Source organism: Kribbella sp. NPDC051137 (genome assembly GCF_040682535.1).
In the GTDB taxonomy this organism is placed as follows: Bacteria; Actinomycetota; Actinomycetes; order Propionibacteriales; family Kribbellaceae; genus Kribbella; species Kribbella karoonensis.
Genome location: NZ_JBFBBI010000004.1, coordinates 143,743 through 170,188 on the forward strand (window position 1 = coordinate 143,743; position 26,446 = coordinate 170,188).

Annotated in this window: 28 protein-coding genes; 15 read left to right on the plus strand and 13 right to left on the minus strand. The window is 69.2% G+C overall.

Annotated elements, in window-relative coordinates; all coding sequences use genetic code 11:
• Positions 1 to 10: 10 nt before the first annotated feature.
• The 5 genes from AB0M51_RS21805 to AB0M51_RS21825 all read left to right on the plus strand — a co-directional run bounded on the left by AB0M51_RS21805 (position 11) and on the right by AB0M51_RS21825 (position 3,493).
• Entirely contained in the window at positions 11 to 523 is a 513-nt protein-coding gene (locus tag AB0M51_RS21805) for a pyridoxamine 5'-phosphate oxidase family protein (protein WP_363750028.1), read from the plus strand.
• 7 nt (positions 524 to 530) lie between these two features.
• Entirely contained in the window at positions 531 to 725 is a 195-nt protein-coding gene (locus AB0M51_RS21810; RefSeq protein ID WP_344196059.1) for a HypC/HybG/HupF family hydrogenase formation chaperone, read from the plus strand.
• Positions 712 to 1,617 carry a DMT family transporter gene (locus AB0M51_RS21815; RefSeq protein WP_363750031.1) on the plus strand — a complete coding sequence of 302 codons (906 nt, stop codon included), beginning with the start codon at positions 712 to 714 and terminating at the stop codon, positions 1,615 to 1,617. The genes AB0M51_RS21810 and AB0M51_RS21815 overlap by 14 nt, the downstream gene beginning before the upstream one ends.
• Positions 1,614 to 2,477 carry a DUF6390 family protein gene (locus AB0M51_RS21820; protein ID WP_363750033.1) on the plus strand — a complete coding sequence of 288 codons (864 nt, stop codon included), beginning with the start codon at positions 1,614 to 1,616 and terminating at the stop codon, positions 2,475 to 2,477. Before AB0M51_RS21815 ends, AB0M51_RS21820 begins: the two co-directional genes overlap by 4 nt.
• Before the next feature lie 95 nt (positions 2,478 to 2,572).
• Positions 2,573 to 3,493, plus strand: a complete 921-nt coding sequence (locus AB0M51_RS21825; RefSeq protein ID WP_363750035.1) for a universal stress protein — start codon at positions 2,573 to 2,575, stop codon at positions 3,491 to 3,493.
• Here the strand turns inward: AB0M51_RS21825 and AB0M51_RS21830 are convergent.
• The 3 genes from AB0M51_RS21830 to AB0M51_RS21840 form a co-directional block, all read right to left on the minus strand.
• Positions 3,477 to 3,710: a hypothetical protein gene (locus AB0M51_RS21830; protein WP_363750037.1), complete on the minus strand. Its 234-nt coding sequence runs from the start codon at positions 3,708 to 3,710 to the stop codon at positions 3,477 to 3,479. The two genes, AB0M51_RS21825 and AB0M51_RS21830, sit on opposite strands and share 17 nt — an antisense overlap.
• A gap of 116 nt (positions 3,711 to 3,826) precedes the next feature.
• Positions 3,827 to 4,450, minus strand: a complete 624-nt coding sequence (locus AB0M51_RS21835; RefSeq protein WP_363750039.1) for a hypothetical protein — start codon at positions 4,448 to 4,450, stop codon at positions 3,827 to 3,829.
• 66 nt (positions 4,451 to 4,516) lie between these two features.
• Positions 4,517 to 5,143, minus strand: coding sequence for a TetR/AcrR family transcriptional regulator (locus AB0M51_RS21840; RefSeq protein WP_344196047.1), 627 nt, complete (start codon positions 5,141 to 5,143; stop codon positions 4,517 to 4,519).
• A gap of 144 nt (positions 5,144 to 5,287) precedes the next feature.
• Here AB0M51_RS21840 and AB0M51_RS21845 point away from each other — a divergent pair, with 144 nt between their 5' ends.
• Positions 5,288 to 6,067: a glucose 1-dehydrogenase gene (locus AB0M51_RS21845; RefSeq protein WP_363750041.1), complete on the plus strand. Its 780-nt coding sequence runs from the start codon at positions 5,288 to 5,290 to the stop codon at positions 6,065 to 6,067.
• Positions 6,064 to 6,540 (plus strand): nitroreductase/quinone reductase family protein, encoded by a 477-nt coding sequence (locus AB0M51_RS21850; RefSeq protein ID WP_344196043.1) that lies wholly within the window; start codon positions 6,064 to 6,066, stop codon positions 6,538 to 6,540. The genes AB0M51_RS21845 and AB0M51_RS21850 overlap by 4 nt, the downstream gene beginning before the upstream one ends.
• Before the next feature lie 18 nt (positions 6,541 to 6,558).
• Here AB0M51_RS21850 and AB0M51_RS21855 read toward each other — a convergent pair whose 3' ends face one another.
• On the minus strand, positions 6,559 to 7,065 hold the full coding sequence (locus AB0M51_RS21855; protein ID WP_363750043.1) for a hypothetical protein: 507 nt from the start codon (positions 7,063 to 7,065) through the stop codon (positions 6,559 to 6,561).
• 308 nt (positions 7,066 to 7,373) lie between these two features.
• Between AB0M51_RS21855 and AB0M51_RS21860 the strand changes: the two genes are divergently transcribed.
• Complete coding sequence (locus AB0M51_RS21860; RefSeq protein ID WP_363750045.1) at positions 7,374 to 8,663, plus strand: alpha/beta hydrolase-fold protein; 1,290 nt, start codon at positions 7,374 to 7,376, stop codon at positions 8,661 to 8,663.
• Between the two features lies 1 nt (position 8,664).
• Here AB0M51_RS21860 and AB0M51_RS21865 read toward each other — a convergent pair whose 3' ends face one another.
• Positions 8,665 to 9,375 (minus strand): hypothetical protein, encoded by a 711-nt coding sequence (locus AB0M51_RS21865; protein WP_363750047.1) that lies wholly within the window; start codon positions 9,373 to 9,375, stop codon positions 8,665 to 8,667.
• Between the two features lie 98 nt (positions 9,376 to 9,473).
• Between AB0M51_RS21865 and AB0M51_RS21870 the strand changes: the two genes are divergently transcribed.
• Positions 9,474 to 10,223, plus strand: coding sequence for a hypothetical protein (locus AB0M51_RS21870; protein WP_363750049.1), 750 nt, complete (start codon positions 9,474 to 9,476; stop codon positions 10,221 to 10,223).
• Here the strand turns inward: AB0M51_RS21870 and AB0M51_RS21875 are convergent.
• The 3 genes from AB0M51_RS21875 to AB0M51_RS21885 are packed head-to-tail and all read right to left on the minus strand — an operon-like array spanning position 10,192 to position 14,424.
• Positions 10,192 to 11,637, minus strand: a complete 1,446-nt coding sequence (locus AB0M51_RS21875) for a wax ester/triacylglycerol synthase family O-acyltransferase (protein ID WP_363750051.1) — start codon at positions 11,635 to 11,637, stop codon at positions 10,192 to 10,194. The genes AB0M51_RS21870 and AB0M51_RS21875 overlap by 32 nt on opposite strands.
• Positions 11,634 to 12,485 carry a 2-oxo acid dehydrogenase subunit E2 gene (locus AB0M51_RS21880; RefSeq protein ID WP_363750053.1) on the minus strand — a complete coding sequence of 284 codons (852 nt, stop codon included), beginning with the start codon at positions 12,483 to 12,485 and terminating at the stop codon, positions 11,634 to 11,636. The genes AB0M51_RS21875 and AB0M51_RS21880 overlap by 4 nt, the downstream gene beginning before the upstream one ends.
• Entirely contained in the window at positions 12,469 to 14,424 is a 1,956-nt protein-coding gene (locus AB0M51_RS21885) for a neutral/alkaline non-lysosomal ceramidase N-terminal domain-containing protein (RefSeq protein ID WP_363750055.1), read from the minus strand. Before AB0M51_RS21885 ends, AB0M51_RS21880 begins: the two co-directional genes overlap by 17 nt.
• A 169-nt stretch (positions 14,425 to 14,593) precedes the next feature.
• Here AB0M51_RS21885 and AB0M51_RS21890 point away from each other — a divergent pair, with 169 nt between their 5' ends.
• Positions 14,594 to 16,849: a N,N-dimethylformamidase beta subunit family domain-containing protein gene (locus AB0M51_RS21890; RefSeq protein ID WP_363750057.1), complete on the plus strand. Its 2,256-nt coding sequence runs from the start codon at positions 14,594 to 14,596 to the stop codon at positions 16,847 to 16,849.
• Between the two features lie 838 nt (positions 16,850 to 17,687).
• Here AB0M51_RS21890 and AB0M51_RS21895 read toward each other — a convergent pair.
• From AB0M51_RS21895 to AB0M51_RS21905, 3 genes are read right to left on the minus strand one after another with little or no spacing between them, the layout of a single operon-like run.
• On the minus strand, positions 17,688 to 18,449 hold the full coding sequence (locus AB0M51_RS21895; RefSeq protein WP_363750059.1) for an ABC transporter permease: 762 nt from the start codon (positions 18,447 to 18,449) through the stop codon (positions 17,688 to 17,690).
• Positions 18,427 to 19,332, minus strand: coding sequence for an ABC transporter ATP-binding protein (locus AB0M51_RS21900; protein WP_344196023.1), 906 nt, complete (start codon positions 19,330 to 19,332; stop codon positions 18,427 to 18,429). The genes AB0M51_RS21895 and AB0M51_RS21900 overlap by 23 nt, the downstream gene beginning before the upstream one ends.
• Positions 19,329 to 20,363, minus strand: a complete 1,035-nt coding sequence (locus tag AB0M51_RS21905; RefSeq protein WP_363750061.1) for a BtrH N-terminal domain-containing protein — start codon at positions 20,361 to 20,363, stop codon at positions 19,329 to 19,331. Before AB0M51_RS21905 ends, AB0M51_RS21900 begins: the two co-directional genes overlap by 4 nt.
• Before the next feature lie 140 nt (positions 20,364 to 20,503).
• Here AB0M51_RS21905 and AB0M51_RS21910 point away from each other — a divergent pair, with 140 nt between their 5' ends.
• From AB0M51_RS21910 to AB0M51_RS21930, 5 genes are all read left to right on the plus strand, one after another.
• A complete protein-coding gene (locus AB0M51_RS21910) occupies positions 20,504 to 21,556 on the plus strand; it encodes a DUF3048 domain-containing protein (protein ID WP_363750063.1) in 1,053 nt (350 codons plus the stop codon).
• 99 nt (positions 21,557 to 21,655) lie between these two features.
• The gene (locus tag AB0M51_RS21915; RefSeq protein WP_363750065.1) at positions 21,656 to 22,288 is read left to right on the plus strand and encodes a hypothetical protein; all 633 of its coding nucleotides are present in this window, start codon (positions 21,656 to 21,658) and stop codon (positions 22,286 to 22,288) included.
• 209 nt (positions 22,289 to 22,497) lie between these two features.
• Positions 22,498 to 23,400, plus strand: a complete 903-nt coding sequence (locus AB0M51_RS21920) for a PIG-L deacetylase family protein (RefSeq protein ID WP_363750067.1) — start codon at positions 22,498 to 22,500, stop codon at positions 23,398 to 23,400.
• Positions 23,397 to 24,260: an ATP-grasp domain-containing protein gene (locus tag AB0M51_RS21925; RefSeq protein WP_363750069.1), complete on the plus strand. Its 864-nt coding sequence runs from the start codon at positions 23,397 to 23,399 to the stop codon at positions 24,258 to 24,260. The genes AB0M51_RS21920 and AB0M51_RS21925 overlap by 4 nt, the downstream gene beginning before the upstream one ends.
• A complete protein-coding gene (locus tag AB0M51_RS21930; protein ID WP_363750071.1) occupies positions 24,260 to 25,534 on the plus strand; it encodes a glycosyltransferase family 2 protein in 1,275 nt (424 codons plus the stop codon). Before AB0M51_RS21925 ends, AB0M51_RS21930 begins: the two co-directional genes overlap by 1 nt.
• A 1-nt stretch (position 25,535) precedes the next feature.
• Here the strand turns inward: AB0M51_RS21930 and AB0M51_RS21935 are convergent, their stop codons facing one another.
• Both AB0M51_RS21935 and AB0M51_RS21940 read right to left on the minus strand, forming a co-directional pair.
• Positions 25,536 to 25,811 (minus strand): hypothetical protein, encoded by a 276-nt coding sequence (locus tag AB0M51_RS21935; protein ID WP_363750073.1) that lies wholly within the window; start codon positions 25,809 to 25,811, stop codon positions 25,536 to 25,538.
• A gap of 68 nt (positions 25,812 to 25,879) precedes the next feature.
• Positions 25,880 to 26,419 (minus strand): hemerythrin domain-containing protein, encoded by a 540-nt coding sequence (locus AB0M51_RS21940; protein ID WP_363750075.1) that lies wholly within the window; start codon positions 26,417 to 26,419, stop codon positions 25,880 to 25,882.
• Positions 26,420 to 26,446 lie beyond the last annotated feature (27 nt).

The following is a 26,446-nucleotide window of genomic DNA, read 5'->3' on the forward strand; positions in this document are numbered from 1 at the left end:
GGGGCTTCCGATGACTGGACTGACCGAAGCCGTTGTCGAGGGCGCAGCGTCGAAGGTGACGGGCGAGCGGGTCTGGCGGGCGATCACCAAGCAGTCGTTCGCCGTGCTGAGCTATGTCACCCCGACCGGCCAGCCGCGGTCGAGTGGGGTCGTCTACGCGGCCGGGCCGCGGCAGCTGTACGTCGCGGTGGCCCCGGACAGCTGGAAGGCCGTGCATATCCCGGCGACCGATCAGGTCGCGGTGACCGTCCTCGTCCGGCGCGGTGGCCTGTTGTCGTTGGTCTTCCCGATTCCTCCGGCGACGATCAGCTTCCATGCGCGAGCAGTCGTGCATCAGGCCGGTGCGCCGACCATCGATGCGCTGTCGACGCAGTTGGCCGGCCTGGTGCCTGCCGAGCGGCTGTCGAGTTGCCGGATCATCGAGATCTTCCCCGAGGACCACTTCCTGACCTACGGCATCGGCGTACCGCTCCGGCGGATGCGCGACCCGCGCGCGTCCCGTGCCCGCGTCCCGGTTCCCTGACATGTGCGTGGGACTCGTGGGGCGGGTGGTCGAGCTCGACGCCGATGCGCCGCCGGTGGCGCCGACCGGCACGGTGCAGACCGCGGAGGGACGCCGGCAGGTCTGTTTCGCGTTCTTGCCTGACGCCGTGGTCGGCGACGTGGTGCTGGTACATGCCGGATACGCACTCAACCGACTCGAGGACAGTGATGACAGGGTCTAGAGGACGGGGAATTGCTCTTGCGTTCGGCACGGCGCTGATCAGCGGCGTGTCGGTTTTCGTCAACTCGTACGGCGTTCGCGTCGTGCGGGACGCCACCGTGTACACGACGGCGAAGAACCTGGTCGCTGCCGTCGTACTGGTGTTCCTGATGATCGGCACCCGCCGATCGGTGCCGGCGCTGCGGTTGCCGCGGCGGCAGTGGCTGGGGTTGCTCGTGGTGGCCGTTGTCGGTGGATCGGTGCCGTTCGTGTTGTTCTTCAGCGGTCTGGCACGGGCGTCGTCGGTGCATGCGGCGTTCGTGCAGAAGACGCTGGTGATCTGGGTGGCGTTGCTCGCCGTGCCGATTCTGGGTGAGCGACTCGGGATCCTGCACTACGCCGCGATCGGGCTCCTGCTTGCCGGGCAGGCGGCGCTCGGCGGCGGGCTGGCCGGGTTCCGCTTCGGCGCCGGCGAGTGGATGATCCTGGCCGCGACGCTGCTGTGGGCCGTCGAGGTGATCCTGGTCAAACGGCTGGTCGGGGCGATTCCGCCGGATGTGCTCGCGGTGGCGCGGATGGGTCTCGGCGTCGTGCTGCTGATCGGCTGGGTGGCGGTGAGCGGTCACTGGTCGGCGTTGATCGGGCTGACCGGGGAGGGCTGGCGCTGGGCCGTGCTCACCGGGCTCCTGCTGGGTGGGTACGTCGCGACGTGGTACCGCGCGCTGGCGCTGGCACCCGCGGTGGACGTGACCGCCGTACTCGTGGTCGCCGCGGTGATCACGGCCGCCCTCGACGCGATCGTCAACGGCAAGGACCTCACGCCACAGACCGCCGCGGGCATCCTGCTCCTCGCAGCAGGAGCGGGCCTGGTCACGGTTGCCCGGTCCCGTCGTACGCCGGTGTCGGCCGCGTGACCGCCTCCGACGCCGGCCTGAGCCTGACGATCCCGGGGCCGTTGCTGTTCGCCCGCTACGCGTATCCGCCGAACGCGCTCGGCTACTGCGGGCCGGGGGACTCCGCCGAGTTGTTGGAGTACGCCGGTCTGGGTGTCGTCGATCGTGGTCTCGCCGCGATCGCCCACCGGTTCCTGGGTGCCTGGCCGTACCTCGCGCTGATCGCCTCCGCGTCAAGGCGCGAGCCGCTCGATGCGGACGTGGTCGAGGCGTACTGGATCGGCAACCGTCTTCTTCGCAACGTGCCTGGCTCCTTGTTCGCGGCCCATCTGACGGACCGGTTCGGCCTCGGGCTGACCGACCCGGCACAGTTGGCGCTCCTGGGCGGCAGGCCGCATCACAACTTCCACGTCTTCGCGGTGTACCCGTGGACCGGGTTGCTGCGTGCGGGACCCGCGGCCGAGCCGTTGGGGGTGCTGGACAGTTGCCGGATCTCCTGGGGGACCGTCACGGCGGTCCACGGCGAGGCAGCCGATGTGAGCACACGCCCGTTGCAGTACGTCGCCGGCAGGCTCCGGCTGGGAGATCCCGTCGTACGGTGGATGCTGACCGGATCGCGCGGCTACCGGCTGACGCGCGACGTACAGCCCGGTGACGTGGTCTCGCTGCATTGGAACTGGATCTGCGACGTTCTGTCCGGCCCACAGACGTCTGAGCTGCGCAAGGCCACGTCGGACGTGCTGGCGCTGGTCAACCAGGCGCTCGGACGGCCTGCGGTCGGGAGCGCACTCGAACCGGTGGTCAGGCCCGCGGTAGGGCTTTCGGGCCCAGGCTCCGGGACCTTCGTCCCTGTAGCCGCGCTGCCGGATGCGATGTCCTGAGGACACAGGGGGATGGTTCGGCCTCGCGTGCGCCGAGGGCGGCAGCGCCGCGGGGTCGAACGTCTCCCTGCCGAGCCGAGACGGAGCTGATCGTGATGCCGGACAAGATTGTTGTCGGTGTGGACGCCGCTTGGCGGCGGTCCGGAGCGTTGGACTGGGCCTTGCACGAGGCCGAACTGCGCAGGCTGCCGCTGCGCGCGGTGCACGTCGTGGACGAGTCACCGCGGCTCGAGGACATCGCACCGGTCAAGGTGGACGGTCAGGTGATCAGGCCGGCGCCGATACCGCGGCCTGACCGCCGAATGGTCGACGAGCTCGAGCAGTATCTCGCCGGCCTGCACTCGGCGCTCGATCTGGAGGCCGACGTGATGGTCGGAGCGGCGGATCACCGGCTTGCCGAACGGAGTGCGTCCGCGGACCTGACAGTCGTCGGGCGGCGCGGTACCGGTGGCTTCTCCCGGTTGGTGATCGGATCGACGTCCGAGTCGGTCGCCGTCCACGCCGAGGGACCGGTGGTCGTCGTACCGAAGAGGTGGCAGCGGGCGAAACACGCGACCGCCCCGATCGTCGTGGGAGTGGACCGGCACGACCAGAACGAAGCGGCGCTGGAGTTCGCGTTCGAGATGGCGGCCGTGCACGATGTCCCGCTGTGGTTGGTGCACGCGTGGGACGTGCCTGCGCCGTACACGTGGGATCCGCCGTCGGCGAGCGGAATTCGTGACCAATGGGAGCGGGCGTCCCGGGAGTGGCTGGACACAGTCGCCGAGCAGTGGCATCGCAAGCACCCGGACGTCGAGCTGCGGCAGGAGCTGCGGCAGTCCTATCCGGTTGTCGCGCTGCTCGACGCGGCGGAGTCGACCGATGCGCAGCTGATCGTGGTCGGCGGCCGTCATCACCGGATGCCCAGGCTGATGATCGGCTCGGTTGCCCGCGGCGTACTGCACCATGCGACGGTCCCGATCGCCGTCGTGCACGAACGGCGCAGCACCGGAAAACCCCTCAGCGCTGCCTGGTGACCGTGGTGGCGCCGGTCTGCACCAGTGCACCGAACGACTGGCGGTAGTGGTGCCCGCACAAATACAGGTCGACGAGGTGGCCACTGTGCTGCGGGTTCTGCAGCAGGACCTTGACCGCCGGTGCGGCCGAGCAGCAGCAGGCCCGCACAGGCCATCCGATGATGTCTTCGGTCTCTTGACCCGCACGGGTCAGGAACTCCTTCTGCCCTAGTCTCATCGTCCCAGCTCCTTGTCATTCGGTCTTACCCTTCGACCATATGGAGCGTCGAGTGCCGGAAACAGGGCCGTTCAACCTCTGTGCGGTGGGACCTTCGTTCCTTCGGAGCGGGCCGCTCAGCCGTCTTCGCCGGGGTGGGTTCCGTGCGGTGCGACCCGGGTCCCGTGCCCGGCTCGGCGGACCAGGCTGGAGACCAGGGTCTGGGCCTCACCGATCGTGTCGTCGAGGATCTTGAGGCCGGCGGCCAGGTTGGTTGCCTCCAGCGACCATTTCGCAGCGACCATGCCCTGCAACAGTGAGTCGTTGATCTCGATCGCCTCGCGCTGCAACAGCGCGGCAGCCTCCAGCTCGCGCCGCTCGGCGTCGGCGCGGCGCAACCGGTCCGACGCGTCACCGAGCAACGCACCGAGCAGCAGCATCGGTACGACCCTGGATGCCCATCCCATCGGGGACAGCGGTACGTCGCGTACGACGACCCAGACCGCGATGAGGCCGACCGCGAGCAGACCCGCGGCGAGACCCGACCGCATCCCGAGCGTGATCGCGACCAGGGCAACCGGCAGGGCGTACAGCATCGAGTACGCGTCCGTCGCGCCGCCGACGAGCATCCGGAGCACCAGGATCGCCCCGAACAGCACGCCCGCGACCGCCAGCGCCACTCCCGGACGCCGCCGGAACCACGGATCGCGCGGCGCGGCGGCCGACGGCCAGATCGAGAACAACATGTGCCCAGAGTCCATCCCGGTACACCTCCACCGAAGGGCCGAAAGTCCCGTCCTGCCCGCTCACCTACCCGCGAACGGCGGTCACCGTCCGGTCGCGGCGTACCGGGCGGCGACGGTGCGGACGGCCTCGTCAACTACCTGAGCGACGCGTTCGGCGCTCACCTCCCAGCCTGGCACCAGGAGCGTCGGCCAGAAGACGTAGTTGGAGATCATGCCCAGGAACTGGGTGGCTGCGAGGTCCACGTCCTCGATCCGCACCGTTCCCGCCTCGTGTTCGGCCAGGAGGTAGCTGCGTACGGACTCGAAGTAGGGCATCTTCCCGTGCGAGAACTGCGCATGGGCCAGCTCAGGGAACCGCGGCAGCTCGGCGATGACGATCCTGAAGAGGTCGGTCATCTGGGCACGGCCCAGCAGCTCGGCGTAACGGCGACCGATGATGCTGAGCCCGGCAACGACGTTGCCTGCCGGCGGAGGATCCTCCTCGTCGGCGGTCGACCAGGACTCGGTCACGATGGCGTCGAACAGCGCGGCTTTGCTCGGAAACTGCTTGAACAAAGTGGCCCGCGAAACGCCCGAGCACTCTGCGATCCGCGCCAGCGACGTCCGGTCGTAGCCCAACTCGAGAAACAGTGCGGTCGCGGCCGTCACGATCTGCGCGCGCTTCTCCTGGGCGACTCGCTGGTGATACGTCGTCACGACCCTGCTCATGGGTCGAGCATACGAGGTGAGTGGCTTGACTCACCACTGCCACCGACCTACTGTCGAGGTGATGGTGAGTCGCTCGGCTCACTACTGGCCGCCGTTCATCACTGGTGATCCCGGTCATTCACCCACCTACCGAAGGAAGATCCGATGCCTCGCTTCGCCAACCAGACCGTGCTCGTGACCGGTGGGACCGGCGGCCAGGGCTCGAGCCACGTGCGCGCCTTTCACGCGGAGGGAGCGAACGTGGTGATCGGCGACATCGATGCGGAACGCGGCGCGGCTCTCGCCGACGAGCTCGGGACCCGCGCTCGCTTCGCCCGCCTTGACGTTACCGACGAGAGCTCGTGGTCCGCCGCTGTGCTGGCTGCCGAGAGCGCCTTCGGCGCCCTGAACGTGCTCGTCAACAACGCGGGCGTGCAGAATCCGCCTGCGACAATCGAAGACACGGATCAGGCCACGTGGTCGCGCATCCTCGACGTCAACCTCACAGGGACCTTCCTCGGCATCAAGGTCGCAGCCCCCGCACTGCGCCGCGCGACAGGGGGAGCCATCGTCAACGTCGCCTCGACCATGGGGCTGGGCGGCACGGCTCACTACGCGCCGTACGTCGCCAGCAAGTGGGCCGTGCGAGGCCTGACCCGAACGGCAGCACTCGAGCTCGGCCGCGACCACATCCGGGTGAACACCATCCACCCCGGCGTGATCGCGACCCCTTTCATCCACGAGCCGGCAGCCGGCGCAGACGCCGCGATCGGAGACTTCTACTCGCCCGAGCCGTTCGCCATCCCTCGGCTCGGGGAGCCGACCGACGTCACCCGCCTTGTCCTGTTCCTCACGTCGTCGGATGCCTTGTTCATCACGGGTTCGGAGTACGTCATCGACGGTGGACTCCTCCTCGGCCCCGCTCTGCAGGCCGAGACCGTATGAGCACTCCGGACACGACCGGGTCCGACGACTCCGCACGAGATCCGTCGTTGTCCCACCTGCCCCACCACATCCGACGAGCCATCGAGATCACTCCCGCCGCGGGCACCAGTGAACGGATCATCGACATCACGACGCTGGGGCGCCGTACCGGCCGAGCACGCCGCATCGAGATCTTCTTCTACCGAGCCGCGGGCGCCACGTACCTGTGCAGCGGCGCCGGCGGTGCCGCGACCGACTGGCATGCGAACCTTCTGGCCAATCCCGACTTCACCTTCCACCTCAAGAACGGGATCCGTGCAGATCTGCCTGCACGGGCCACTCCTGTGACCGACCCAGCTGAACGTCAGGCCGTGCTGGCGGAGATCGTGGCCGATCTCAATCAGCCCCACGACCCCGGCACCATCCGGCCAACTCGACTCGAAGACTGGGCCGACAGTCGGCTGATGCGCATCAGCTTCTGCGAACGGCCGTGATCCGGATCCCGCCCGAGGTCAGCGGATTGTTGTGCAGACGTAGCGTTCGACGAGTTCGAAGGGGGCGCCGTTCACGGAGACTTCGTTGCGCCAGGTCATGGTGTCGTCGTCGACGATGTTCCAGGAGAGCTGGATGCGGACGGGCGGGTTGCCGATGCTCCGGAACGTGAGGAGCTTGCCTTCGATGCGGCCGGAGAGCAGTTCGAGGTGGCCGTAGTTGTCGGCCGCCGACGCGCGGTACATGCCGACCTGGGGATCCCAGCCGGCGACCCAGTGCAGTTGCCAGTGCAGAGCGAACGTGCCGTCGGGGAAGTACTGGTCCTGCTGGTAGTCACCGACGATCCACAGACCGTCCTGGATGGCGTAGTGCCGGCCTTCGCCGACGGCTGTCATTGCGGAGCTGCCGGGACCCATGCCGCCGGGCTGGACGGTGCCCGTCCAGCGGACGTCGCGGTGGAAGCGCGCGAGGCGCCGCATTTCGTTGCCGGCGTGCAGTGGCAGTGGCAGTGGAGTCGTGATGGTCATCGCGGACCTCCTCGCGGGTGGGAAGCGCTCGGTCCCAGCGTGTGCCGGTGGCGCTCCGGAGAGCAGTGACCAACGTCCCGCCCACGGTGGGCCGTTCGGCTCCTGGGCGGAGCAACACGGACCGTCGAACGCGTCCACCGCAGGGCGGGCGGCCGCGATGGTCCTTTCAGGTCCCTTCGAAGGTGTGGACACCCTCAGCGTTGGTGCCTGAGTTCCGGACCGGCAGGGCCGTTCGGCCCTAGAGCCGTGCGCCAGGGCGGCGCAGCGTGTGCTCGGGTGCTCGTGGAAGTGCCGAGGGAGGATCGCTGATGCTAGGGGTTTCGCTGTTGGGCGGCTGGCTGCCGGTTGGGGCGGAGGTCCTCGCGGGAGTGGCTCTGTTGCTCGCGATCGGCTGGCGTGACCGGCAGTGGCGGTTGCGGTGGCTGCCGCTCGCCGGTGTGCTCGCGGTGGTGGTGACGCTGGTTCTGGAGCGCGAGAGCGCGACCCTGCTCGGGATCACGGATCCGTTGCCGGCGGCCGTGTGGATCTGGCTGGGCGCCGCGATCGGTGCCGTTCTCGTGCTGGTCGTGGGGTGGCGCTCGGCGACGTGGTGGCGGCGGGGTGGCGCTGTCCTTGCCGTCGTCCTCGCCGCGTTCGTGTGCGCGAACCAGGTGAACCAGTTCGTCGGCTACTACCCGACGGTCGGCGCGGTCTGGAACGACTGGACACATGCGCCGCTGCCGGGCGTGACCTCGATCGGCAGTGTCCGCGCGCATCCGCCGACCGACGGGCATGTCCTCGCGGAGGGCAAGCTGGTCGGAGTCACGATTCCGCCGACGTACTCGGGGTTCAAGCATCGCGAGGAGTACGTGTACCTGCCGCCGACGTGGTTCCGGGGCCCGGCGTACCGGCGGACGGTGCCGATCGTAGAGCTCGTCGGCGGGGAGCGCGGTGGTCCGGCGGACTGGGTCCGGCTCGGAAACGCGGTACAGATCGCGAACTCGTACGCCGCGGCACATGGCGGGTACGCGCCGATTCTGGTGTTCGTCGACGCGACCGGCGGGTTCTCGAACGACACCGAGTGCGTGAACGGTCCGCGTGGCCGGGCGGAGGACCACCTCGTCCGCGACGTTCCGCGGTACGTCGTGACGACCTTCGGCGCGTCCGCCGACCCGAACCGCTGGGGTGTCGCCGGGTTCTCGATGGGCGGTACCTGTGCGTTCGGCCTGGTCGTCGAGCATCCGGACGTGTTCCGGCACTTCGTGGACATCTCCGGTGACCTGGCGCCGAACAGCGGCAATCCGCAACGGACGCTGGCAGACCTGTACGGCGGGTCGACCAAGGACCGTGCTCTGCACGACCCGATGACGGTGATGCGGACGCACGGGCCGTACACCGCCGTGTCAGGCCTGTTCCTGGTCAGCAACACCGAGACGATCCACATCCGCGAGGCCGGCGAGCTGTCCCGTGCCGCGGCGCGTGTGGGTATCGGTACGCGGCTCGTCGTGTCACCCGGCAGCCACGTCTGGCAGTTCGCGGCGCCTGCCTTCGGCCAGGCGTTCCCGTGGTTCGTCAACCAGCTCACACCGAACGTGCCGCACCACGTCGGCGCAGCGTAGGTCAGCTGCGCCGACGGAGGGGTCGTCCGGCCGACGGGCTGAGACGCCAGAGTGCGAGGGCGGTCCAGGCGAGCCAGACGAAGAGCAGTACGCCGTACAGCGCGTAGGCCCAGCCGAGGACGGGCCGGAGGATCTCCGAGATCACGCCGATCGCGCCGGTGGCCACACCGGTCCAGGCGAGCGGCTTCGCGAAGACGCCGCGGAGCATCAGGATCGCGACCAGGAAGATGCCCAGGGTCTGCAGTACGCCGATCACGGCCGGTACGTCGTTGAGCGCCGACAGCAACTCGGCGCCGGCGACGTACGGCGCTCTGTCGGCGGGCGTGCCGGCCGCCGCGTACCGGTCACTCAGGACGACCATGGCGAGCGAACCGTCGCCGGTTGTCGGCCAGGCGAACGACACGGCCCACGACACCACGGCGATCAGCCCTGCTACGGCCGCGAAGCTCCTGCCGTGCAGCCGGAGCGCCACCGTCAGGGCGAGGAAGACCACCATGAGGAAGAGGCTCGGCGTCAGCCAGAGCAGCTGCCGGACGATGTACCCGGTCCGGTGTGCGCCGACGTACTCGAGGATCGCCGCACCGCCGGAGTCCGGCGGTGCGGTTGTGGTGGCGAAGATGACCAGGGCTGTTACGTACAGCACGACCGCGCAGGCCGCCGCCACCGCTCCGGCTCGGTAGAGCGGGCGCCATGGGTCCGATGAGTCTTGCATGAGGTCAGGATCGAGGGGCTCCTGCTGCGTGGCCAGGGCCGGTGGTCACTGTTTTTGGGGACCGTGAGATCTACACTTCGAGAAGGAGTGTGAGTTCTATGGTCGCTGCCGGTCTCTGGGAACCGTTCACCCCGCCGGCCGCACTTCGGCGGCGCGAGGCGCTCGGTTGGCTGGGCTATGTCCAGGCCGTCGGTCCGCGGGTTCCGGCGGTGGATGCGCGGTCCGGGCACGTGCCGGTGCTAACGGTGCCGGGCTTTCTCACCGGTGACTGGTCGATGATCCCGCTCGCGCGGCACCTGCGGCGGGCCGGGCACGCGACGTTCACCAGCGGTATGGCGCTGAACTCCGGGTGTACGGAGATGCTCGTGGAGCTGCTCGAGCGACGTCTCGAGGAGGTCGTGGAGGAGGCCGGCCGGCCAGTGGCGCTGGTCGGGCAGAGCCGCGGCGGCACGCTCTGCAGGATGGTGGCGGTCCGGCGGCCGGAGCTGCTGGCCGGTGTGGTCACGCTGGCGTCACCGTTGCTGCATCAGCTCCCGACGACTCAAGCCCTGCTGAAGCAGGTGCAGCTGATGGCCAGGCTGAACGTCTGCGGCTGGCCGTGGCTGCTGACGCCCGACTGCCTGACCGGCGGCTGCGCGGAGCGGACGAGCGCGCTGCTCGGATCGCCGTGGCCGGCGGATCTGCCGTTCGTGTCCATGTACTCGCGTCAGGACGCCGTCGTGGACTGGCATGCGTGCCTGGACCCGGCCGCGGAGCACATCGAGGTCGGCAGCACCCACAACGGGATGGGCACCGACCGGCACGTCCAGCGGCTGCTCACGGCGACGCTGAAGAGCTGGCGAACCTGATCAGTGCCGCGAGTTCGTCGCCCATCCAGTCGGCGATGCGCTGGACGTCGGGCACTTGGTGTCGGTCGGTGACGATGCCGATCGAGAGTCGGCCGTGGTAGCTCAGCACGGTGAGGTTCAGGCCGAGGCCGTCGGTGATGCCGGCCAGCGGGACGATCGACTCGACCTTCGCACCAGCCAGGTAGAGCTGTTGCTGCGGTCCACGGACGTTCGAGATGTTGACGTTCATCGCGGGCGTCAGCGGTGCCCAGCTGTTCAGGCGGGTCAGGTATTGGACGGTCCGGACGAGGAACGGCGGCGGCACCATCCGGATCGTGTCGGTCAGCGCGTCCGGTGCGGTCGTGCCGAGGTCACGCAGGGCGGACAGCATCGCGCGGTGGGCGGCACCGAGGCGGGCGGCGGGATCCTCGACGTCGGTCGGGATCGGTACGACGATCGCCGTGAGCCGGTTTCCGTCGTACGTCGAGCCTGGGTCGCGGAGGGAGACGGGCACGATCGCGGTGAGGGCTCGCTCAGGGAGCTCCGCGTGCTCGAGCAGCCAGCGGCGGAGCGCGCCGGCGGCGAGTGCCATCACGACGTCGTTGACGCTGACCGCGAAGTGCTGCTTCACGAGCTTGACGTCCTCGAGCGGCACGTCGGCGATGCCGATCCGGCGATGCGGGGAGATCTGCCGATTGAACGACGTCCGCGGCGACCGTGCCATCGGCGTGTGCCGACGGCGGCGCGTCAGGAGTGCGGTGGTCGCGCCGATCAGCCGGACTCCGGGCAGCGTGCCGAACACCGGTAGCTCGTCCACGCCGGACAACGCCGCGGGCAGCCCGGCCACCGCCCGGACCGGTTGCCGTACGGCGGCCCCCAGCCCGCGCAGCAGCATCGCAGCGGTGCCCGGCGGCCGCACCGGCTCGTCCGCTGTGGAGGACGTGCGGCGACGGCGTGGATGCGCCGTGGTGTTCGTGAGCGCGGCGACGATCTGCAGGGCCGACTCGGCGTCGGCGGCTGCGTGGTGGATCTTGGTCAGTACGGCGGCGCGACCGCCGCGGAGGCCCTGGATCAGATACATCTCCCAGAGCGGGCGCGAGCGATCCAGCGGGCGCGCGAAGATTCGTGCCACCTGCCGGCGGAGCACTTCGTCGTCGCCCGGAGCGGGCAGCGCGATCTCCCGGACGTGGAATTCCAGGTCGACGTCGGTCTCGACCCAGTACGGCCGGTCCAGCCCGAACGGAACCGCGGCCAGCCGCCGCCGGAAGACCGGCACCAGGTCGAGCCGCTCGCGCACGAGTTCGCGGAGTCGACGGATCGTCAGCGTGCGGCCGGCCGGATCGATCGTCATCAGCGCCGCCGTGTGCGTGCGTACGTGGTCGTTCTCCGCCGCCAGGTACATCGCGCCGAGGTCGTCGACCTGCTCGATCGTCATGACTCCTCCCGTACGGCGTCCTCCGGAAGGCCCAGGTACCGGATCGGATCCTCCAGCCGGTCGCGGAGCAGTTCCGCGGAGCGAGCGGCGTACAGGCCGTCCTCGATCCGCTCGTCGAACGTCCAGCGCAGGGGAAGGAGCCGGCGCGCCTCGATCCGGCCGTCGTGGACCACCGGCGTCGGCCGGACCCTGCCGACGACCAGGAACAGCGGGCAGTTGCCGTGCTCGTACAGGTGATGGAAGGCCGCGTCGGTCTTCAGGCTGCCGAGGTTCGACACCACGGCCGACGAGTACATCGGATCCGAGCGGGTCAGTCCGGACGGCAGCACGCCGCGCGCGTCGAGCCAGTGGAACAGGGAGACCGCGACGTCGAGCACCGGCGTCGGCAGATTCAGGAAGTGCTTGACTTCGTTGTCGAGGTCCGCGATGCCGCCTGCGCGTGCTTCGTGCACCGCGGTGCCGAGGCTGCGGATCACCGCGGCGAGTGACTCGTCCGGCTCGAAGCGCCGCTTGATCATCTCCAGCGGCGCGTTGTCGGAGAACTCCTTCATCGCGCCGAAGGACAGGTAGACGCCGTCCCGCTCGTACAGCCGGCGGCCGGAGACGAACCTGTTCATCCGGGGCCGCGCGTGCAGCAGGCCGGCGAACTCGTGGAGCACCAGCACGAACAGGCTCAACCGCGGTCCGCCGGCGGCGTTCCAGCGTTCGACCCAGTCCTGGGCGGCGGCGATGTCGACGAGCTGCTCGAAGTACACCGCCGACTCGCTGCGACGGCGCATGATGAACGGCATGATGGCCCGCTCGTCCGGCAGGTCGGTGACCAGCCGGGCGTCATGTCTGGTGCGCATGGGGTCCTCCTCTGCCCTCGATGGTGAACACCCGCGAGGAGCCCGAGTAGGGCCGAAGGACCTGCTGGTGAGCCTTCCCGTGACAGCGGATCCGGTACTCGCCGGCGGCATCGCCGGGCACCGTCCAGGTGACGACCGCGACCTGCCCGGACCGCGTCCGGCGCCAGCGGAACGTCGTGGACCAGTCGCCGTCGTCGGCGACGGTCTGCCAGCCGTCCGGGAGCCGCCGCTCGACCTCCAGGTAGCTGCCGTTGCGGCGCAGATCGTTGTTCGGGTACGCCGCCACGAAGATCGCGGTCACCGTGTCGCCCGGCCGGTACCTGCGCCGTGGTTCGAGCAGCACGTCGCCGAACGCGTGTCCGTCCGGTGGCTTGTCGCGCGGGATCCGCGGCCGGGCGATCCGCACCGGGGCGACCTCCGGCTCCGGGTCGCCGTACCGGATCGGCTTCCCGTCCCGGAGGGCGGTGGCGAGCTCGCTCGCGGTCTGTTGCAGCGCGGGCAGGGTCCAGCGGCCGAACAAGGTGCTGCCGCCCTCGTACTGCTGCGTGTCGTACTCCTCCGGTGTCGTGACGTAGTGCAGGTAGCCGTTGCTGTACCCGGCGACGAGGACGTCCGCGAGATCCGCGTCCACGATCGAGGCGATCGTACGGCGCAGCCGGAGCCCCGCGACGATCGTGACCTCGGCCGGGATGCCGAGCAGGTACAGGTGACCGATGCGGAGGAGCTGCACGGGAGCGCTGCGCGCCACGTAGTGTCCGCGGAGACCTCCGACCACGAGTGCCTTCGGCGACTGTACGTCGCGCAGGGCCGGCAGCCGCCTGTAGACGAGCTGGGAAACCCTGTCCCAGAAGGGATTCCGGCCCTCGTGGAACCCACGGAAAGCCGGACCGTCCTCCTCGCTGCCGGCCAGCGCGGAGGCGCCGCCGACCGGGGGACCGGTGCGGTGCTCGCGGCCGTCACCGGTGAACTCGGGCCGAACGACGGCGGCGCTCAGGTCGACATGGGTCAGCCGGTAGTCGACGTCGCCGGTGAGTACCGTGCCCGGCCGGGTCATCAGGCGCGCCGCGGCCTCGTACTGGCGCAGGCCGATGATCCGGGTGTTCTCGACGTCGTCGCCGGTCGGGCCGTGGCCGGGCCGCAGGTCGAGGTTCGGCGTGAGGTCGCCCGCGTTGGTCTGGGCGAAGGCGGCGATGAAGTCGCCCGGGCGGCGGTCGCGGTAGTCGGCACCGGCGACGAGGCGCTCCCAGTGGTACGCGGCGTACCCCTTGTTGTCACCGCTGATCAGGGTGTTGGCGTTGGTCATGCTGGTGTTGTGGACCGGGAACCAGTTGATCGCCGCGACCGGCGTGCCGTCACGGTCGATCCGGAGCAGGGTGGTCTGCGGATCGATCGCTTCCGGGAACCGCTCCCGGTCGACGACCGGGTCGTTGTCGAAGGCAACTTTTGACCGGTTCGCGCTCGCGTCGCGCAGTTCTCCGTGGTTCAGCGTCAGTACGGTGGGGGCGAGGTCGTCGTGCGCCCGGACGACGGCCTCGGTCATCCCGTCGACGATCACACCGAACGTCTTCGGGCGGAAGCCGCCGGTGTTCGAGTGGTACAGGCGGTGGTGCGAGTAGCCGCCGGGCGCGCAGTGCGTGTGCGTCGCGGTGACCATGGTGTTCTGCTCGGTGTAGAGCCCCGGGTACAGGAGTTCCAGTCGCTCGAGCAGTGCACGGCGGACGCTGTCGAAGACCATCGGAAGGTCGTTCACCACGAGCAGGATCCGGCGATCGCCGGAGGCGATGACGAACGCACGGGATCGCAGCCGCAGGTGGATGCCGTCGCTGCGTTGCGAGGACTTGCCGTAGCCGAGCATGCCGGTGTCGGCCGGCTCGCCGGTGATGTCCGCGATCCCGCGCCCGCAGTGGAACATCAGCGGGCCGTTTCCACCAGCCGCCACCACGCGGCGTCGACGTGCACTCGCGGCTTCGGTGTTTGTTCGCCCACTCTGCATCATCCCCGCACACCGCGCCCGTCGAGCTAGGGACTCTCGGGCCATCCCGGCAGGCCGTTGGTCCCTGTCCCGGCCCGTCTCGGTGAGTGATCGTGCTGTCTGGGGGGAAACAACCATGAATATCATCACCAATGCTGCCCGGCGCCGGGTCTCCGGCCTGGCTGTGGCAGTCCTGCTGGTCTCGGGGAGTCTTGCCGTCACACCGGCGAGCGCGGTCGCCGCGAACGTCACGGCGGTGGCAGTCGCCACCGGCAGTACCGCGACCGTGACCTATCGCGCTACGGCGACCCGCGCCGGGAGACTGCGCGACATCCTGGTGTCGATTCCGCCGGGCTCGACCGGACGGATCACGTCCGTGAACGGTACGGTCCGCACCGTTTCGCCGGGGGTCCTGCGCTGGGCGCCGGCCAAGGTCGTCACCGTCGGGGTGGGATTCCGCTTCGCGATCCCGTTCTACGGCGTAGGACTACCGAGCGGCGGGCCGTGGTCCGTGGGCTTCAAGGCGACCGGCACGACCGGAGCGCTCCTGTCGTACGGTACGGCGGTCCTCAGCCGCCCGGTCTCCGCGAACGTGCGGATCACGGCCTCCAACCCGATCCCGGGACAACAGACCGTGCTGTATTACGCCGGCACGGTCACGAGTACGGGCGTTCTGACCTCGGTGCGGATGCAACTGCCCGCGGGAGCCACCGGACGGGTGACGAGCGTCAACGGGACGTTGTCGACGTCGAACGGTTACGCGATCTGGCAACCACGCGCTCCGTTGAGCGTCCGTGCCGGTGCCCGGCTGTCGATCCCGATCTACGGAGTGCTGTTGTCGAGGTACGGCGGCATTCTGAGCCTCGCGATGTCGGCGAGTCCGCTCCTGATGTCCGGCACCGGGACCTTGGCGCTGATCGCGCCGCCCGCGCCGATGCCGCCGGTACCGGTCGCGGCGTTCGCCCCGATCCGCACGGGCTGCCCGTCCGCCTGGCCGTCGACGGTGGCCGAGAACGCGAAGCCCGGAACCGGCCAGTGGGTCATCCCGAGCACGATGGACGGCCCGCTGTCGGCGTACCTGACGAAGGTGTCGGCGACCTGCGGCGACACCGTCGGCCTCAAGGTGACGTCCGGCAAGCCGGTCAGTGTCGTCGCGTACCGGATGGGCTACTACCAGGGTCTCGGTGCACGTGAGATCTGGCGCCAGGACGGCGTGCCGACCGTGGTGCAGCCTGCTCCGACCACCGGCGGTACGGCTGACGGTCACCCGCTGCGGATGACGTCGGCGGCCAGCTGGTCGACGACGTTGAACATCCCGGTGACCAAGGACTGGATCCCCGGTACGTATCTCGTCAAGGTCAGCGACGGCACGTACGCGTCGTACGCGCCGCTGACCGTCCGGGACGACACCGGGACCAAGCACGCTCTGCTCATCCAGCAGGCCAACACGACGTGGGAGGCCTACAACAGCTGGGGTGGTGTGAGCTTCTACAGCGGCGTGGACACCGGGTCCGGCCGGCTGACGTTCGACCGTCCGTACGGCGAGGGCCAGGGCTCCGGCCAGTTCCTGCCGCTGGAGCAGGGACTCGTGTTCTGGGCGGAGTCCAAGGGGCTGGACGTGACGTACTGGACCGACAACGACCTGGACCAGTTCGGTGGGCAGTTGCCCGAGCGGGCCGGGACGATCTACCTGCCCGGTCATGACGAGTACTACTCGCTGCCGATGCGGGCCGCGCTCAGCCAGGCGATCACGAAGGGCGTCAACGTCGCCAACCTCGGCGCCAACGCGGCGTACCGGCGGATCACGTTCACGGACAGCACTCGCCGGTACTGGGACATCGACCGCTACACGGCTGGGTACGACTCGACGATCTGGCGCTACTTGGGTGACGGCTATGCATCGCAGCCGCTGCTGGGCGCGGAGTACGCCTGCGCCGACCTGGGCAACACGCTGAGCACCGGGAGCAGTTGGCTGTTCCGCGGGATCCCGGCCGGTACCGCCGTACCAGGGTTCCTGGCGGGGGAGATCGACTACGTCTGGCCGGGGCTGTACCGGCAGCCGGGGCTGGATATCGTTGCCGGCGGCACCGGTACCTGCCGGACCAGCGGACGAGCGTCCCCGGTGCACGCGACCGCGTTCACCGCACCCTCGGGAGCCCGCGTGTTCAACGGTTCGTCGTTCGCCTACGGCTGCTTCCTGGTACGCCGATGCCCGGCGAACTGGAACATCCCGACGCCGGCGGCGGCCTCCCAGCAGGTGGTGACCCTCATGCTGGGCAACATCACCGACTGGGTCGGCCGCGGAACGATCCAGCTGCCGACAGACACCGGGGCCGCGGCGCTCCGCGTCGGCGTACCCAAACAGGCGATCGCGACCGACAAGGACGACTGATATGTAGCGGGTTCCTGTCAATGGGCAGGGTGAGGCGCCCGTCCGTGGTGGACGGGCGCCTCTGGCTTGTCGACGTCTGGTGGTGAGCGTGTCGTTGGCGACGCGCGGTCAGACCGATATGCGCGGGTTGGTTACCGCAGGACGGGCGTTCGGCAGGAGCTGGGCGTGCGTCTAGGGTCAAGCGTCGCCGGATAGTGTCCGGTTGCTCCGAGGGCACCAGGCCGACGAACGCGCCGATGGTGTTGCCGGTGAACCGGTGCCAGTCGCCGATCTCGACCGCGAGGGCGAACCCGGTCAGGGTGCCGATCCCGCGTAGACATCCCAGCCGCCGCACGAGCGGCGTGATTGACGAGTCGGCCGCGATCTGGATGATGGCGGTGTCGAGCCGGTCGCGGCGGGCCTGGACTGCCAGTACGGCGTAGTAGTCGGACTCGAACGTTGTCCGCAACACAGGTGAGTCGAACCGCTGCCGCCCGATCCGACGCGGCCACGCGTCATGCGCTCCGGTCCACGCCTGCCCGCCGGAGTAGACGATCCCCGCCGCAGCAGGAGTTTCGACAGCCTGTGCCGGGCCCGCATGAGGTCACCGCGGGCGTCTTCTCGGGCCCGGACCAGATCCCTGGCGGTCTCTTGTTCCACGGTCGGGACCGACAACGCGACGACCGACCGGGCGTGCACATCCAGCCCCACTCGTACGCTCGACAAACGCCGGGCCCTCCCACACATGTCGGATAGGCCGAGCAGACAGCCCCTACTCGGTAACCCACGAATCTTGTGAGTGAGGCCCCGGCCCGCAACCCCGCCGCCATGACGGCGTCACGTCATACCGTCGAGCGGGTCAGGTGACGTCGCGGCGGACGGCCAGCGCTGTTCCGAGTACGGCGAATGCGGCGCCGTACCCGACCAGCAGCAGGCCGGCCGCCCAGCCGGCGAGGTAGTGGACGTTCGTCTGGTAGTTGTTGACCAGTCCGTTGAAGGCCCCACCGGGCAGGTACTTGTAGTAGTCCCGGATGTAGGGCAGTGCGGACACCAGCCCCTCGACCACGAACAGGTAGACCAGCGCACCGACGATCGCGCCGACCTGGTTACGGAGCAGCGCACCGACGCCGACTCCGACAACGGTGTAGATCGCGAGCCCCAGGACGACACCGATCAGCGTGCGCGGTATCCCGTTGGCCGTGAGCGAGACGTCGATGTGCTTGGCGGACAACCACGGAAGGGCCAACGCCGTCGCGGCGAGGACGTTGACGGCGCCGAAGCCGAGGCCGGCGATGGCGTAGGCGATCAGCTTCGCCACCACCACCCGGCTGCGTCGTGGGGTGGCCAGGAAGGTCGGCGTCACGGTCTCGTAGCGGTACTCGCCGGTCATCGCGACGATGCCGAGGACGACGGCCAGCGGCGACGACGCCGTGGCGGTCGCGAACAGGTTGCGTTGTCCCTCCGGCGAGGTCAGCGGTGGGTTCGGGTTTCCGGGGGAGCCGGACAGGCCGATGGTGAGCCCAACGATCAGGATCGTCATCCCGAGCGCGCCGAGCAGCAGCCACAGCCAGAGTCTCGTCGTGAACAGCTTGGTGAATTCAGCTCTGAGCAATCTGGTCATCGTGCTCTCCGGTGAGTGCGAAGAAGATGTCTTCGAGGTCGCTGCGCTCGGCCGCGAGCTCGTGCAGCTCGATCCCTTCGCGGAAGGCAAGATGACCGATCTGCGCCGGCTGCAGCCCTTTGACGATCAGTGCGCCGTCTCTTCGCTGCAGGTCGGGTCCGAGCTCGCCGAGCGCAGTGGCGAGCCGGTCCAGGTCGGGAGCACGAACCACGACAGTGCTGCCCTGCTGGCGAGCGAGCTCGGCCAGGCTGCCTTGCCGGACCAGCGTTCCCTTGTCGATGACGACGATGTCGTCGACGGTCTGCTCGACCTCGCTGAGAACGTGGCTGGAGATCAGGATCGTGCGGCCCTCGGAGGCGAGCCGGCGGAGGAACGCACGCAACCAGGCGATGCCCTCGGGATCGAGGCCGTTCGCCGGCTCGTCCAGGACCAGGACTCCAGGGTCGCCGAGGAGCGCCGCGGCCAGTCCGAGCCGTTGCCGCATCCCGGTGGAGAAACCTCGTACGGCGCGGTTCGCGACCGGCGTGAGTCCGACCAGGGCGAGTACTTCGTCGGCGCGGGCCGCCGGATAGCCGTTCACCGTGCACAGGACCCGCAGGTGGTTCCTGGCCGAACGGGCCGGGTGGAAGCTGGACGACTCCAGTACCGCGCCGACCGTGGACGAGGGATGCGGCAGATCGGCGTACCGCACGCCGCCGATCGTCGCGGTGCCGGTGGTCGGCGTGACCAGGCCGAGCAGGCAGCGCAGGGTTGTCGTCTTGCCCGCGCCGTTAGGGCCGAGGAACCCGCTGATCGTGCCGGGTTCGACGGTGAAGCTGAGGTTGTGGACGGCGCGGACCGGACCGAACGTCTTCGTCAGCCCCGCGACGACGATCGCGCTCACACCAGTGCCTTCAGACGCTGCCAGACGAGCTCTTCGCGGTCGGCGATGTCGTACATCGGGGTGGTGGCCGGCGCCAGGAGCTCGGCGGGGTCGTCGAGCTCGGCGGCCGCGGCGAAGGTGGCGGCCACGTCCTCCCAGAGGTCGCCGATCGCGGTCAGCTCGTAGCCGAGTTCGGCGAGGTGCACGTCGCCGGTGATGATCGCGGCCTCGTCCAGGAACCGTGCGTACAGGTAGCGGAAGATGCCACCGCCGGTGCCGCCACGGGCGTCGATCATCAGCGAGGTGGTGAAGCACGTACGGCGGAGCGCGCCGGCGTCGAGCACCTGCGGCCACCGCAGCGTCTCGTGCGCCGCCTTGCGGATCCCGCGGACGCCGAGGTTCGCGATCGGCGGGTGCAGCATGCCGTCGCAGACGTCGGCGATCGCGGCGCGGACGTCGTCAGGCTCGGGGTCGCGGGCATGGCTGAAGTCGAACGTGTACCAGGTGTGCCGGGGCGGGAACGGCCGGTACGTCGATCCGCGGGCGCGTTCGAGGACGTCCCAGTCGACCGGATGCAGCTGCTCGTCCCGGTCCGCGACCAGGACCTGCCCCGTCTGCGGTTCGTAGCCGGCCACGACGACCACATGGCCGCCGAAGTGGTAGTCAGGCGGAAGATCGAAGTACGGCAGGAATCCCATGTCGAGGTAGACGAGCACAGGCTCGCCGGCGACCAGGAGTTGCCGGAGCTCGTGCTGTGCGACGCGGGCGCTGGAGGTGGCATGGGAGGTGACGGCGACCCCCGTACGGCGGCCGGCTGTCTTCTCCAGGCCGTCCTTGTTCGCCCGTCCACCGAAGAAGGGATCGGTGTCCTTGAGGTGGAAGTACGCGAACCCGAGTCCCGAACCCAAGCCGAACAGGAGTTCCTCACTGATGCGGTACCCGTGGAAGTTGTAGATGTGCCTGAGCGATCCGGTCACACAGTGGTGAGTCGGACAGTTGGCGAACTCCGGGAAGGGCCGAAGCATCCCGGGCGTACCGGCAGTGGTGGTCATCTCACTACCTCCTTCCGGCCATCGTGCTGCGCCCGGGCGTGCGGTCCCAGGGCCGAAAGTCCCGATCCCGGGTCGGTCGGACCAGACCGACGGGACCTTGGGCCGTGCCACGATCGGCCGTGGGCCGACACGCTCGGGGTATGAACCTTTCGAGTCGTCGTGGACGGATTGTCGCCGTCGTGGTCGTTCTGGTCGCCCTGGTGGGCGCCGTCGTCGGAATCGTGGCCTCGCGACGCGGCGCCGAGCCCGGTGCTCCGGCCGCGACGCCGACACCGGCGCCGACGACCGAGGGGCCGGTGAACATGGCCGGTCGTGCGCCGCTCACGGGTCTGCCCGCCGCCGGCCCACTCGACCGGCCGGCGATCGCGGTGAAGATCTCGAACACGCCGGATGCGCATCCGCAGCGTGGGGTCGCGGACGCCGACATCGTGTTCGTCGAGCCGATCACCACCGGCACCACGCGGCTGGCCGCGATCTTCCAGTCGAAGCTGCCGGCCGAGGCCGGGCCGGTGCGATCGCTCCGCCTGATGGACGCGGGGCTGATCGGCCCGACGAAGGGCATCCTTGCCGACGCGATGGCCGAGCAGTGGGTCCTGGACTACATCCACCGCGTCGCCGACCTGGACGACCTCGGCACGTTGACCGTGCCGGCGGGTACCTATCACATCGACTCCACGCGGCGCGCGCCGAACCACGTCTTCGCCAGGCCCCAGAAGTTGCTGGCCCTGAGTCATCGCAAGGCAGCGCCTGCGCCGTACTTCGGCTACGCGTCCGGCCTCGCCAGGTCGACCGCGCAGCTCAGTGGCCGGCCCGCGTCCGCGGTGACGATCGGGTACGGCGACACCTCGACGGCGACCTGGACCTACCAGCAGACGTCCCATCGCTGGGCCCGCACGGAGCAGTGGGCGCCGCGCGTCGTACAGGCGACCGCCGACAACGTCATGGTGCTGACCATGAACCGCGACACCAGCTTCCCGAGAGCGAAGCCGTCGATGACGGTCATCGACGTCTTCAACGCCTCCGGGACCCTGAAGCTCCTCACCGGCGACAAGGTGATCACAGGGAAGTGGAGCAAGGCCGGCGCGAACGACCCGTTCAAGTTCAGCACCACGGACGGGAAGCCCCTCCTGCTCACGCCGGGCACGACCTGGGTCGAGTGCCCTCTCACCACGATGCCCGTCCAGCTGAAGTGACGTCCGGACCTCGGTCGCCGGGTCTTCCGGCCCTGGCAAGGGCGGAGGCCGTGGCCGACCGTGGACTGAGGGGAACGGCCCGGATCACGGAGGCACGGCATGGGCGCAGTCGATGGTGTGGGGGCGGTAGGCGCGCGACTGGCGGTCTACCGAGCTGTTTGGCGCGTGTTCTGCGGTGCGTTCGCCGCCTTGGCCGCTGTTGCCGCTCTGCTCTTGCTGTCCGGTGAGATTCTCCTGCTGGCGGTGCTGGTCGCTCTCGTGGCCGGTACGACGGCTGCGAGCATGTACAGCAGCGGTGACGGCAACGGCGTCATCAGCCGTCGCTGGACGAGACGGCAGGTCGTCACGGCTGTGACCTCGTCCTGTGCGGTGGCCACGTTGGCGATCGGCCTCGCCGGCGTTCTCGGCTTGAGCGTGGTGTGGATGGTCGTACTGCTGACTGCCGGCTCACCGCGGGCGGTGCAGTGGTACGGCGAACGGCTCGGGTGGAGTGCGGCGCCTCGACGTGTCGACGCTCCTACAGGCAGTACTGCGGACCTGTGCCGGCAGTGGCGCGACAGCTACGAAGCCCTGCGGCAGGCGAAGACCGACCGGCAGCGCCTCCGCATCGTCATGGAGCGCCAGCACTGCCTCGACGAACTGGGCCGCCGCGACCCGGAAGGCCTCGAAGCCTGGCTCTCGTCCGCAGCCAGCGCCGCCGGCGATCCCGGCAGATTCATCAAGAGCCAGTAGCTGCGGTAGCTCGTGTCGGCGAGAGTCGTAGCTGAGAGTAGTCAAAGCCGACGCCTGGCGCGGAACGGGTCTACAGTCCGTGGCGGTCGGGACCTTTGGCTCTCTGGCAGCGGTGCACATCAACTGTTTGATCCTAGGTGCGACCTGGGGTCGGAGGGGTCCCCAGGTCGACATGCCGATCGTGTGTCTCATCCATGGGGGGAACGTCCGTGTGGGTTCTGTGGCTCGTTGAGCCGATCCTGGCCCTGGCAGCACTACTCAGCTTTCTGGTCGGCGGCTGGATCCGTCGCCGGTTCAGGTATCCGCAGCTGTTGCGGATCGTGGCCGTCGGGGGGACGGCCGCGCTGTTGCCGGCCGTACTGCCGTCGGCGACCGGCCTGACCGGCCCCGGCACGTCGGTGGCTGCGGGGATCCTCGGTCTCGTACTTCTCGGAACGCTCGCGGTGCTGCTCGGAACGCTGCGGATCGCCTCGAAGCCGGCAGCGGTACGGCGTCGGGTGCTTGCCGTCGGGGCGCATCCCGACGACCTGGAACTCGCCTGCGGCGGGACGCTTGCGAAGCTCGTCGATTCCGGTCACGAGGTGCACATGCTGGTGATGTCGCACGGCGCCCGGGGAGGCGACAACGCGGTGCGTCCGCTGGAGGCCAAGCGAGCCGGGAAGTTGCTGGGGGCCGCATCGGTGACGGTGTTCGACTTCCCCGACACGAGATTGAACGAGCAGGCAGCAGCACTGGTGTCGGCGATCGAGTCCGCGATGGTGCAGGTCGAGCCGGACATCGTGCTGACCCACTCGGGCAATGACCAGCACCAGGACCACAACGCCGTCCATCTCGCGACCTTGCGCGCGGCCCGGCAGCATCCCGCCATCCTCTGTTACGAGAGCCCGTCGGCGACGTCGGACTTCCGGCCCAGCGTGTTCGTCGGAATCGACCAGTACGTCGAGGCCAAGGTGGCGGCGGTCGCGGCGTTCCGCGACCAGGCCGGGAAGCCGTACATGACCGCCGAGCGTATCCGTGGACTGGCGAGCTTCCGGGGCGCGCAGGCCAAGGCCCGGTTCGCGGAGGGCTATGAGCCGGTGCGTCTGTTGAGCAGCGCGGTAGGCGACCTGTGAGCGCGCGGCGTTTCCTGGTGACCGGGGCGGGCGGCCCGGCCGGCCGCAGCCTGGTCGAGCAGCTCGTACGGCGAGGTGTACCGGTGGTGGCGGCCGACATGGCGTCGGTGGAGCTGCCGTCGGTACCTGTCCGCCGGTTGCCCGCAGCAACGGATCCCGGCTTCTGCGACGCACTCCTCACGCTGGCTGCCGAGTCGGCCGCGGACGTCGTCGTACCCACCGTGACCGAGGAGCTGGTGGTGCTGGCCGGGACGGCCGAGCGGGCCGGCGGGCCGCGGGTCGTGGTCGCGTCCGCGCAGGCGGTGCGGATCGCGAACGACAAGCTGATGACCTGCGACGCGCTTGCCCGGGCGGGCGTCCCGGTGCCTCGGTACGCCGTACCCGCCGGACAGCGCGAGCCGCACCTCGGGCTGCCGTTCCTCAGTAAGCCCCGGGTCGGGCGTGGCGGCCGTGGAGTGTCGCTGCACTACGACCCCGCTGCCGCCGTGACGACTGACAGTTCGCTGCTCCTGCAGGAGTTCGTCCCCGGAACGGAGTACGCGCCGAACCTCTATCTCGCCGAGGATCCCGCCGACGACGTGGTCGTCGTACTGCGGAAATCGGAACTACGTGACGGGCTGACCGGCAACGCCGTCGCCGTCGACCGGGTGCGAGCCGTGGACGTAGCGGCCGTGGCGCAGGCGGCGGCCCGTGCGGTAGGGCTGCGCGGACCGGTGGACGTGGACATCCGCCGCCGCGCCGACGGTACTCCCGTGGTCCTCGAGATCAACGCACGGTTCGGAGCGAACAGCCGGTACGCTCCCGAGGTACTGGACGCTTTGCTCCGGCAGTACGAGGTGCCTGGCTCGGCGGTCGCGTGATGTCCGTACTGACCCTGGTCTTCTTCCTGCTGAGCGCTCCGATCGTCGTACTCGGAACGCTGAAGCTCGTCTACTATCCGCTCGCACTGGCTCACGAGCTGCGTCGGCGCCGACCCGCGGTGTTCGACGATCCCGAGCCGCTGGTCTCGGTGATCGTCCCGGCCTTCGACGAGGAAGTTGTTGTAGGCAACTGTGTCTCCTCGCTCCTGGCGAGCGGCTACCCCCGGCTCCAGGTGATCCTGGTCGACGACGGCTCGACCGACGGGACACTGTCGGTGCTGCGCCGCTTCGAGGACCATCCGGCGGTCACCGTCATCGCGAAGCCGAACGGTGGCAAGGCGTCCGCACTGAACGCCGGCATTGAGGTCGCAACCGGTGAGATCCTCTGCTTCTGCGACGCGGATGGCGTGTTCACCGCCGACACGATCCCAGAGCTGCTGGCCGGCTTCGACAGCCGCCGTGTCGGCGCCGTCTGCGGCAACGACGAACCGGCCAACCTGGTAGGTCTTCAAACCCGGCTCTTGGCACTGCTGACCCACGTCGGCACGGGATTCGTCCGCCGGGCCCTGGCGCTGATCAACTGCCTCCCGATCGTCTCCGGGAACCTGGGCGCGTTCCGGCGCTCCGTCGTCGAGGAGATCGGGCCGTTCGCCGAGGGCTTCGTCGGCGAGGATCTCGAACTGACCTGGCGGGTGCACCGGGCCGGCTATCGGGTCGCGTTCTGCCCGCGCGCCAAGGTGTACGCCGAGGTTCCGGCGACCTTGCGGGCGCTCTGGAAGCAGCGCGTCCGCTGGGCCCGAGGGCTGATTCAGACCGCCAGACTGCACAGCACGATGATCGGGAGCCCGCGGTTCGGCGTGTTCGGACTGTTCCTGCCCTTCAACCTCGCCTCGATGCTGCTGCTGCCGGTCCTGCAACTGGCCTCGGCCGTCACGCTCCTGGTGCTGGTCGGCGAGGGGCAGTCACCGGTAGATCTCGACACGATGAGCCTCTTGGGCTGGCTCGGCCTGGTGCTTGCCCTTGTCGCCGCGACACTCTCGGTCGGCCTGGATCGCGCGTGGCGTGACCTTCGGCTGCTGTCCGTCGTACCGCTGTGGTCGTTCTACTCGCTGATGATGACGGTGGTCACGGTGTGGGCGCTGGTGCTCGAGATCCGGGGCACCACCGCGCGCTGGAACAAGCTGGAACGGAGCGGCGTCGTCAACCGGCACGGGGCTGCGGGCGCGCACCTGAGTGCCAATCAGATGCCCTCGACCGGGACGCCTCGTGGGTGAATCAGCCGGCCGCCGGCGTGAGGCTGCCGGACGACAACGATGCCCCGATCAGAGTGGTGAGGTCGGCGCGGACCGCGGACTTGGTCACGCTCAGCACTTGATCAGCGGTGTATCCCTGTCTGCGCAGCCGGTGGCCGGTGGCGAGCACCAGTCGAAGGACTCGTCCGGGAGCGACAGCTCCGGCGTACTCGAGGGACAACTGCTCGGCGAGCTGCCGCAGTGCGGCTCTCGCGACCAAGGCGGTCAACGGGTTCGAATCAGTCTGCACAGAGGCCATGAAACAGGTCCTCCCGGCATCGCTGCAGAGCACAAAGTCCCGAACCGCCGGGACCCCGGACCAGCCTGTCAGATCCTACGGGCACGGTCCTCGCCGGCGCGAATCTCACGTGGCTCCTCAGTCGCACCGATCAGATCGTGCATCCCGGCGAGCAGGTCCGCGACGGATACGTCAGGTGCCGACAGCAGGTGCGGTAGGAGTTGTTCGTTCTCTTTGGCCAGGTGGACGCCGAAGAGCACGCTGAGGGCTCGCGTGAGCTCGGCGGCCCGTGTCACGTCGGTCGTCTCGGCGATGTCGTTGACGAGCCCGACGATCACCTTGTGCTCGGCGAGCATCGCATCGACGAGCAGTCGCGCTTCGGGCCGCCTGGCAGCTTCGGCGTACAGCGTCTGCTCCTCGGCCAGCGCGTGCGGGACGAGCTCGCCGCGGCACCAGTTCGCCAGCTCCAGGCGCGCCTGGTCGGCCGCGGACCATCGGTGGGCGGCCGCCGTGGCCGACAGCGTCTCCGCCCGCAGTGCCAGCGCCCCGGCCAGTTGCGCGTGGTGCCGCTCAACCGCCAGACCGGCTGCTGCCTCCGCATCGCTCGAGGCGATGGTGACGTCGTTCATGTTCGTTCCTCCTTCTGGACTCCTAGT

Bases quoted from the DNA above. Each gene is read 5' to 3' on its own strand.
- AB0M51_RS21805 (WP_363750028.1), top strand. From the start codon at position 11: ATGACTGGACTGACCGAAGCCGTTGTCGAGGGCGCAGCGTCGAAGGTG.
- AB0M51_RS21815 (WP_363750031.1), top strand. From the start codon at position 712: ATGACAGGGTCTAGAGGACGGGGAATTGCTCTTGCGTTCGGCACGGCG.
- AB0M51_RS21825 (WP_363750035.1), top strand. From the start codon at position 2,573: ATGCCGGACAAGATTGTTGTCGGTGTGGACGCCGCTTGGCGGCGGTCC.
- AB0M51_RS21830 (WP_363750037.1), bottom strand. From the start codon at position 3,710: ATGAGACTAGGGCAGAAGGAGTTCCTGACCCGTGCGGGTCAAGAGACC.
- AB0M51_RS21835 (WP_363750039.1), bottom strand. From the start codon at position 4,450: ATGGACTCTGGGCACATGTTGTTCTCGATCTGGCCGTCGGCCGCCGCG.
- AB0M51_RS21840 (WP_344196047.1), bottom strand. From the start codon at position 5,143: ATGAGCAGGGTCGTGACGACGTATCACCAGCGAGTCGCCCAGGAGAAG.
- AB0M51_RS21845 (WP_363750041.1), top strand. From the start codon at position 5,288: ATGCCTCGCTTCGCCAACCAGACCGTGCTCGTGACCGGTGGGACCGGC.
- AB0M51_RS21850 (WP_344196043.1), top strand. From the start codon at position 6,064: ATGAGCACTCCGGACACGACCGGGTCCGACGACTCCGCACGAGATCCG.
- AB0M51_RS21855 (WP_363750043.1), bottom strand. From the start codon at position 7,065: ATGACCATCACGACTCCACTGCCACTGCCACTGCACGCCGGCAACGAA.
- AB0M51_RS21860 (WP_363750045.1), top strand. From the start codon at position 7,374: ATGCTAGGGGTTTCGCTGTTGGGCGGCTGGCTGCCGGTTGGGGCGGAG.
- AB0M51_RS21865 (WP_363750047.1), bottom strand. From the start codon at position 9,375: ATGCAAGACTCATCGGACCCATGGCGCCCGCTCTACCGAGCCGGAGCG.
- AB0M51_RS21870 (WP_363750049.1), top strand. From the start codon at position 9,474: ATGGTCGCTGCCGGTCTCTGGGAACCGTTCACCCCGCCGGCCGCACTT.
- AB0M51_RS21875 (WP_363750051.1), bottom strand. From the start codon at position 11,637: ATGACGATCGAGCAGGTCGACGACCTCGGCGCGATGTACCTGGCGGCG.
- AB0M51_RS21880 (WP_363750053.1), bottom strand. From the start codon at position 12,485: ATGCGCACCAGACATGACGCCCGGCTGGTCACCGACCTGCCGGACGAG.
- AB0M51_RS21890 (WP_363750057.1), top strand. From the start codon at position 14,594: ATGAATATCATCACCAATGCTGCCCGGCGCCGGGTCTCCGGCCTGGCT.
- AB0M51_RS21895 (WP_363750059.1), bottom strand. From the start codon at position 18,449: ATGACCAGATTGCTCAGAGCTGAATTCACCAAGCTGTTCACGACGAGA.
- AB0M51_RS21905 (WP_363750061.1), bottom strand. From the start codon at position 20,363: ATGACCACCACTGCCGGTACGCCCGGGATGCTTCGGCCCTTCCCGGAG.
- AB0M51_RS21910 (WP_363750063.1), top strand. From the start codon at position 20,504: ATGAACCTTTCGAGTCGTCGTGGACGGATTGTCGCCGTCGTGGTCGTT.
- AB0M51_RS21915 (WP_363750065.1), top strand. From the start codon at position 21,656: ATGGGCGCAGTCGATGGTGTGGGGGCGGTAGGCGCGCGACTGGCGGTC.
- AB0M51_RS21930 (WP_363750071.1), top strand. From the start codon at position 24,260: ATGTCCGTACTGACCCTGGTCTTCTTCCTGCTGAGCGCTCCGATCGTC.
- AB0M51_RS21935 (WP_363750073.1), bottom strand. From the start codon at position 25,811: ATGGCCTCTGTGCAGACTGATTCGAACCCGTTGACCGCCTTGGTCGCG.
- AB0M51_RS21940 (WP_363750075.1), bottom strand. From the start codon at position 26,419: ATGAACGACGTCACCATCGCCTCGAGCGATGCGGAGGCAGCAGCCGGT.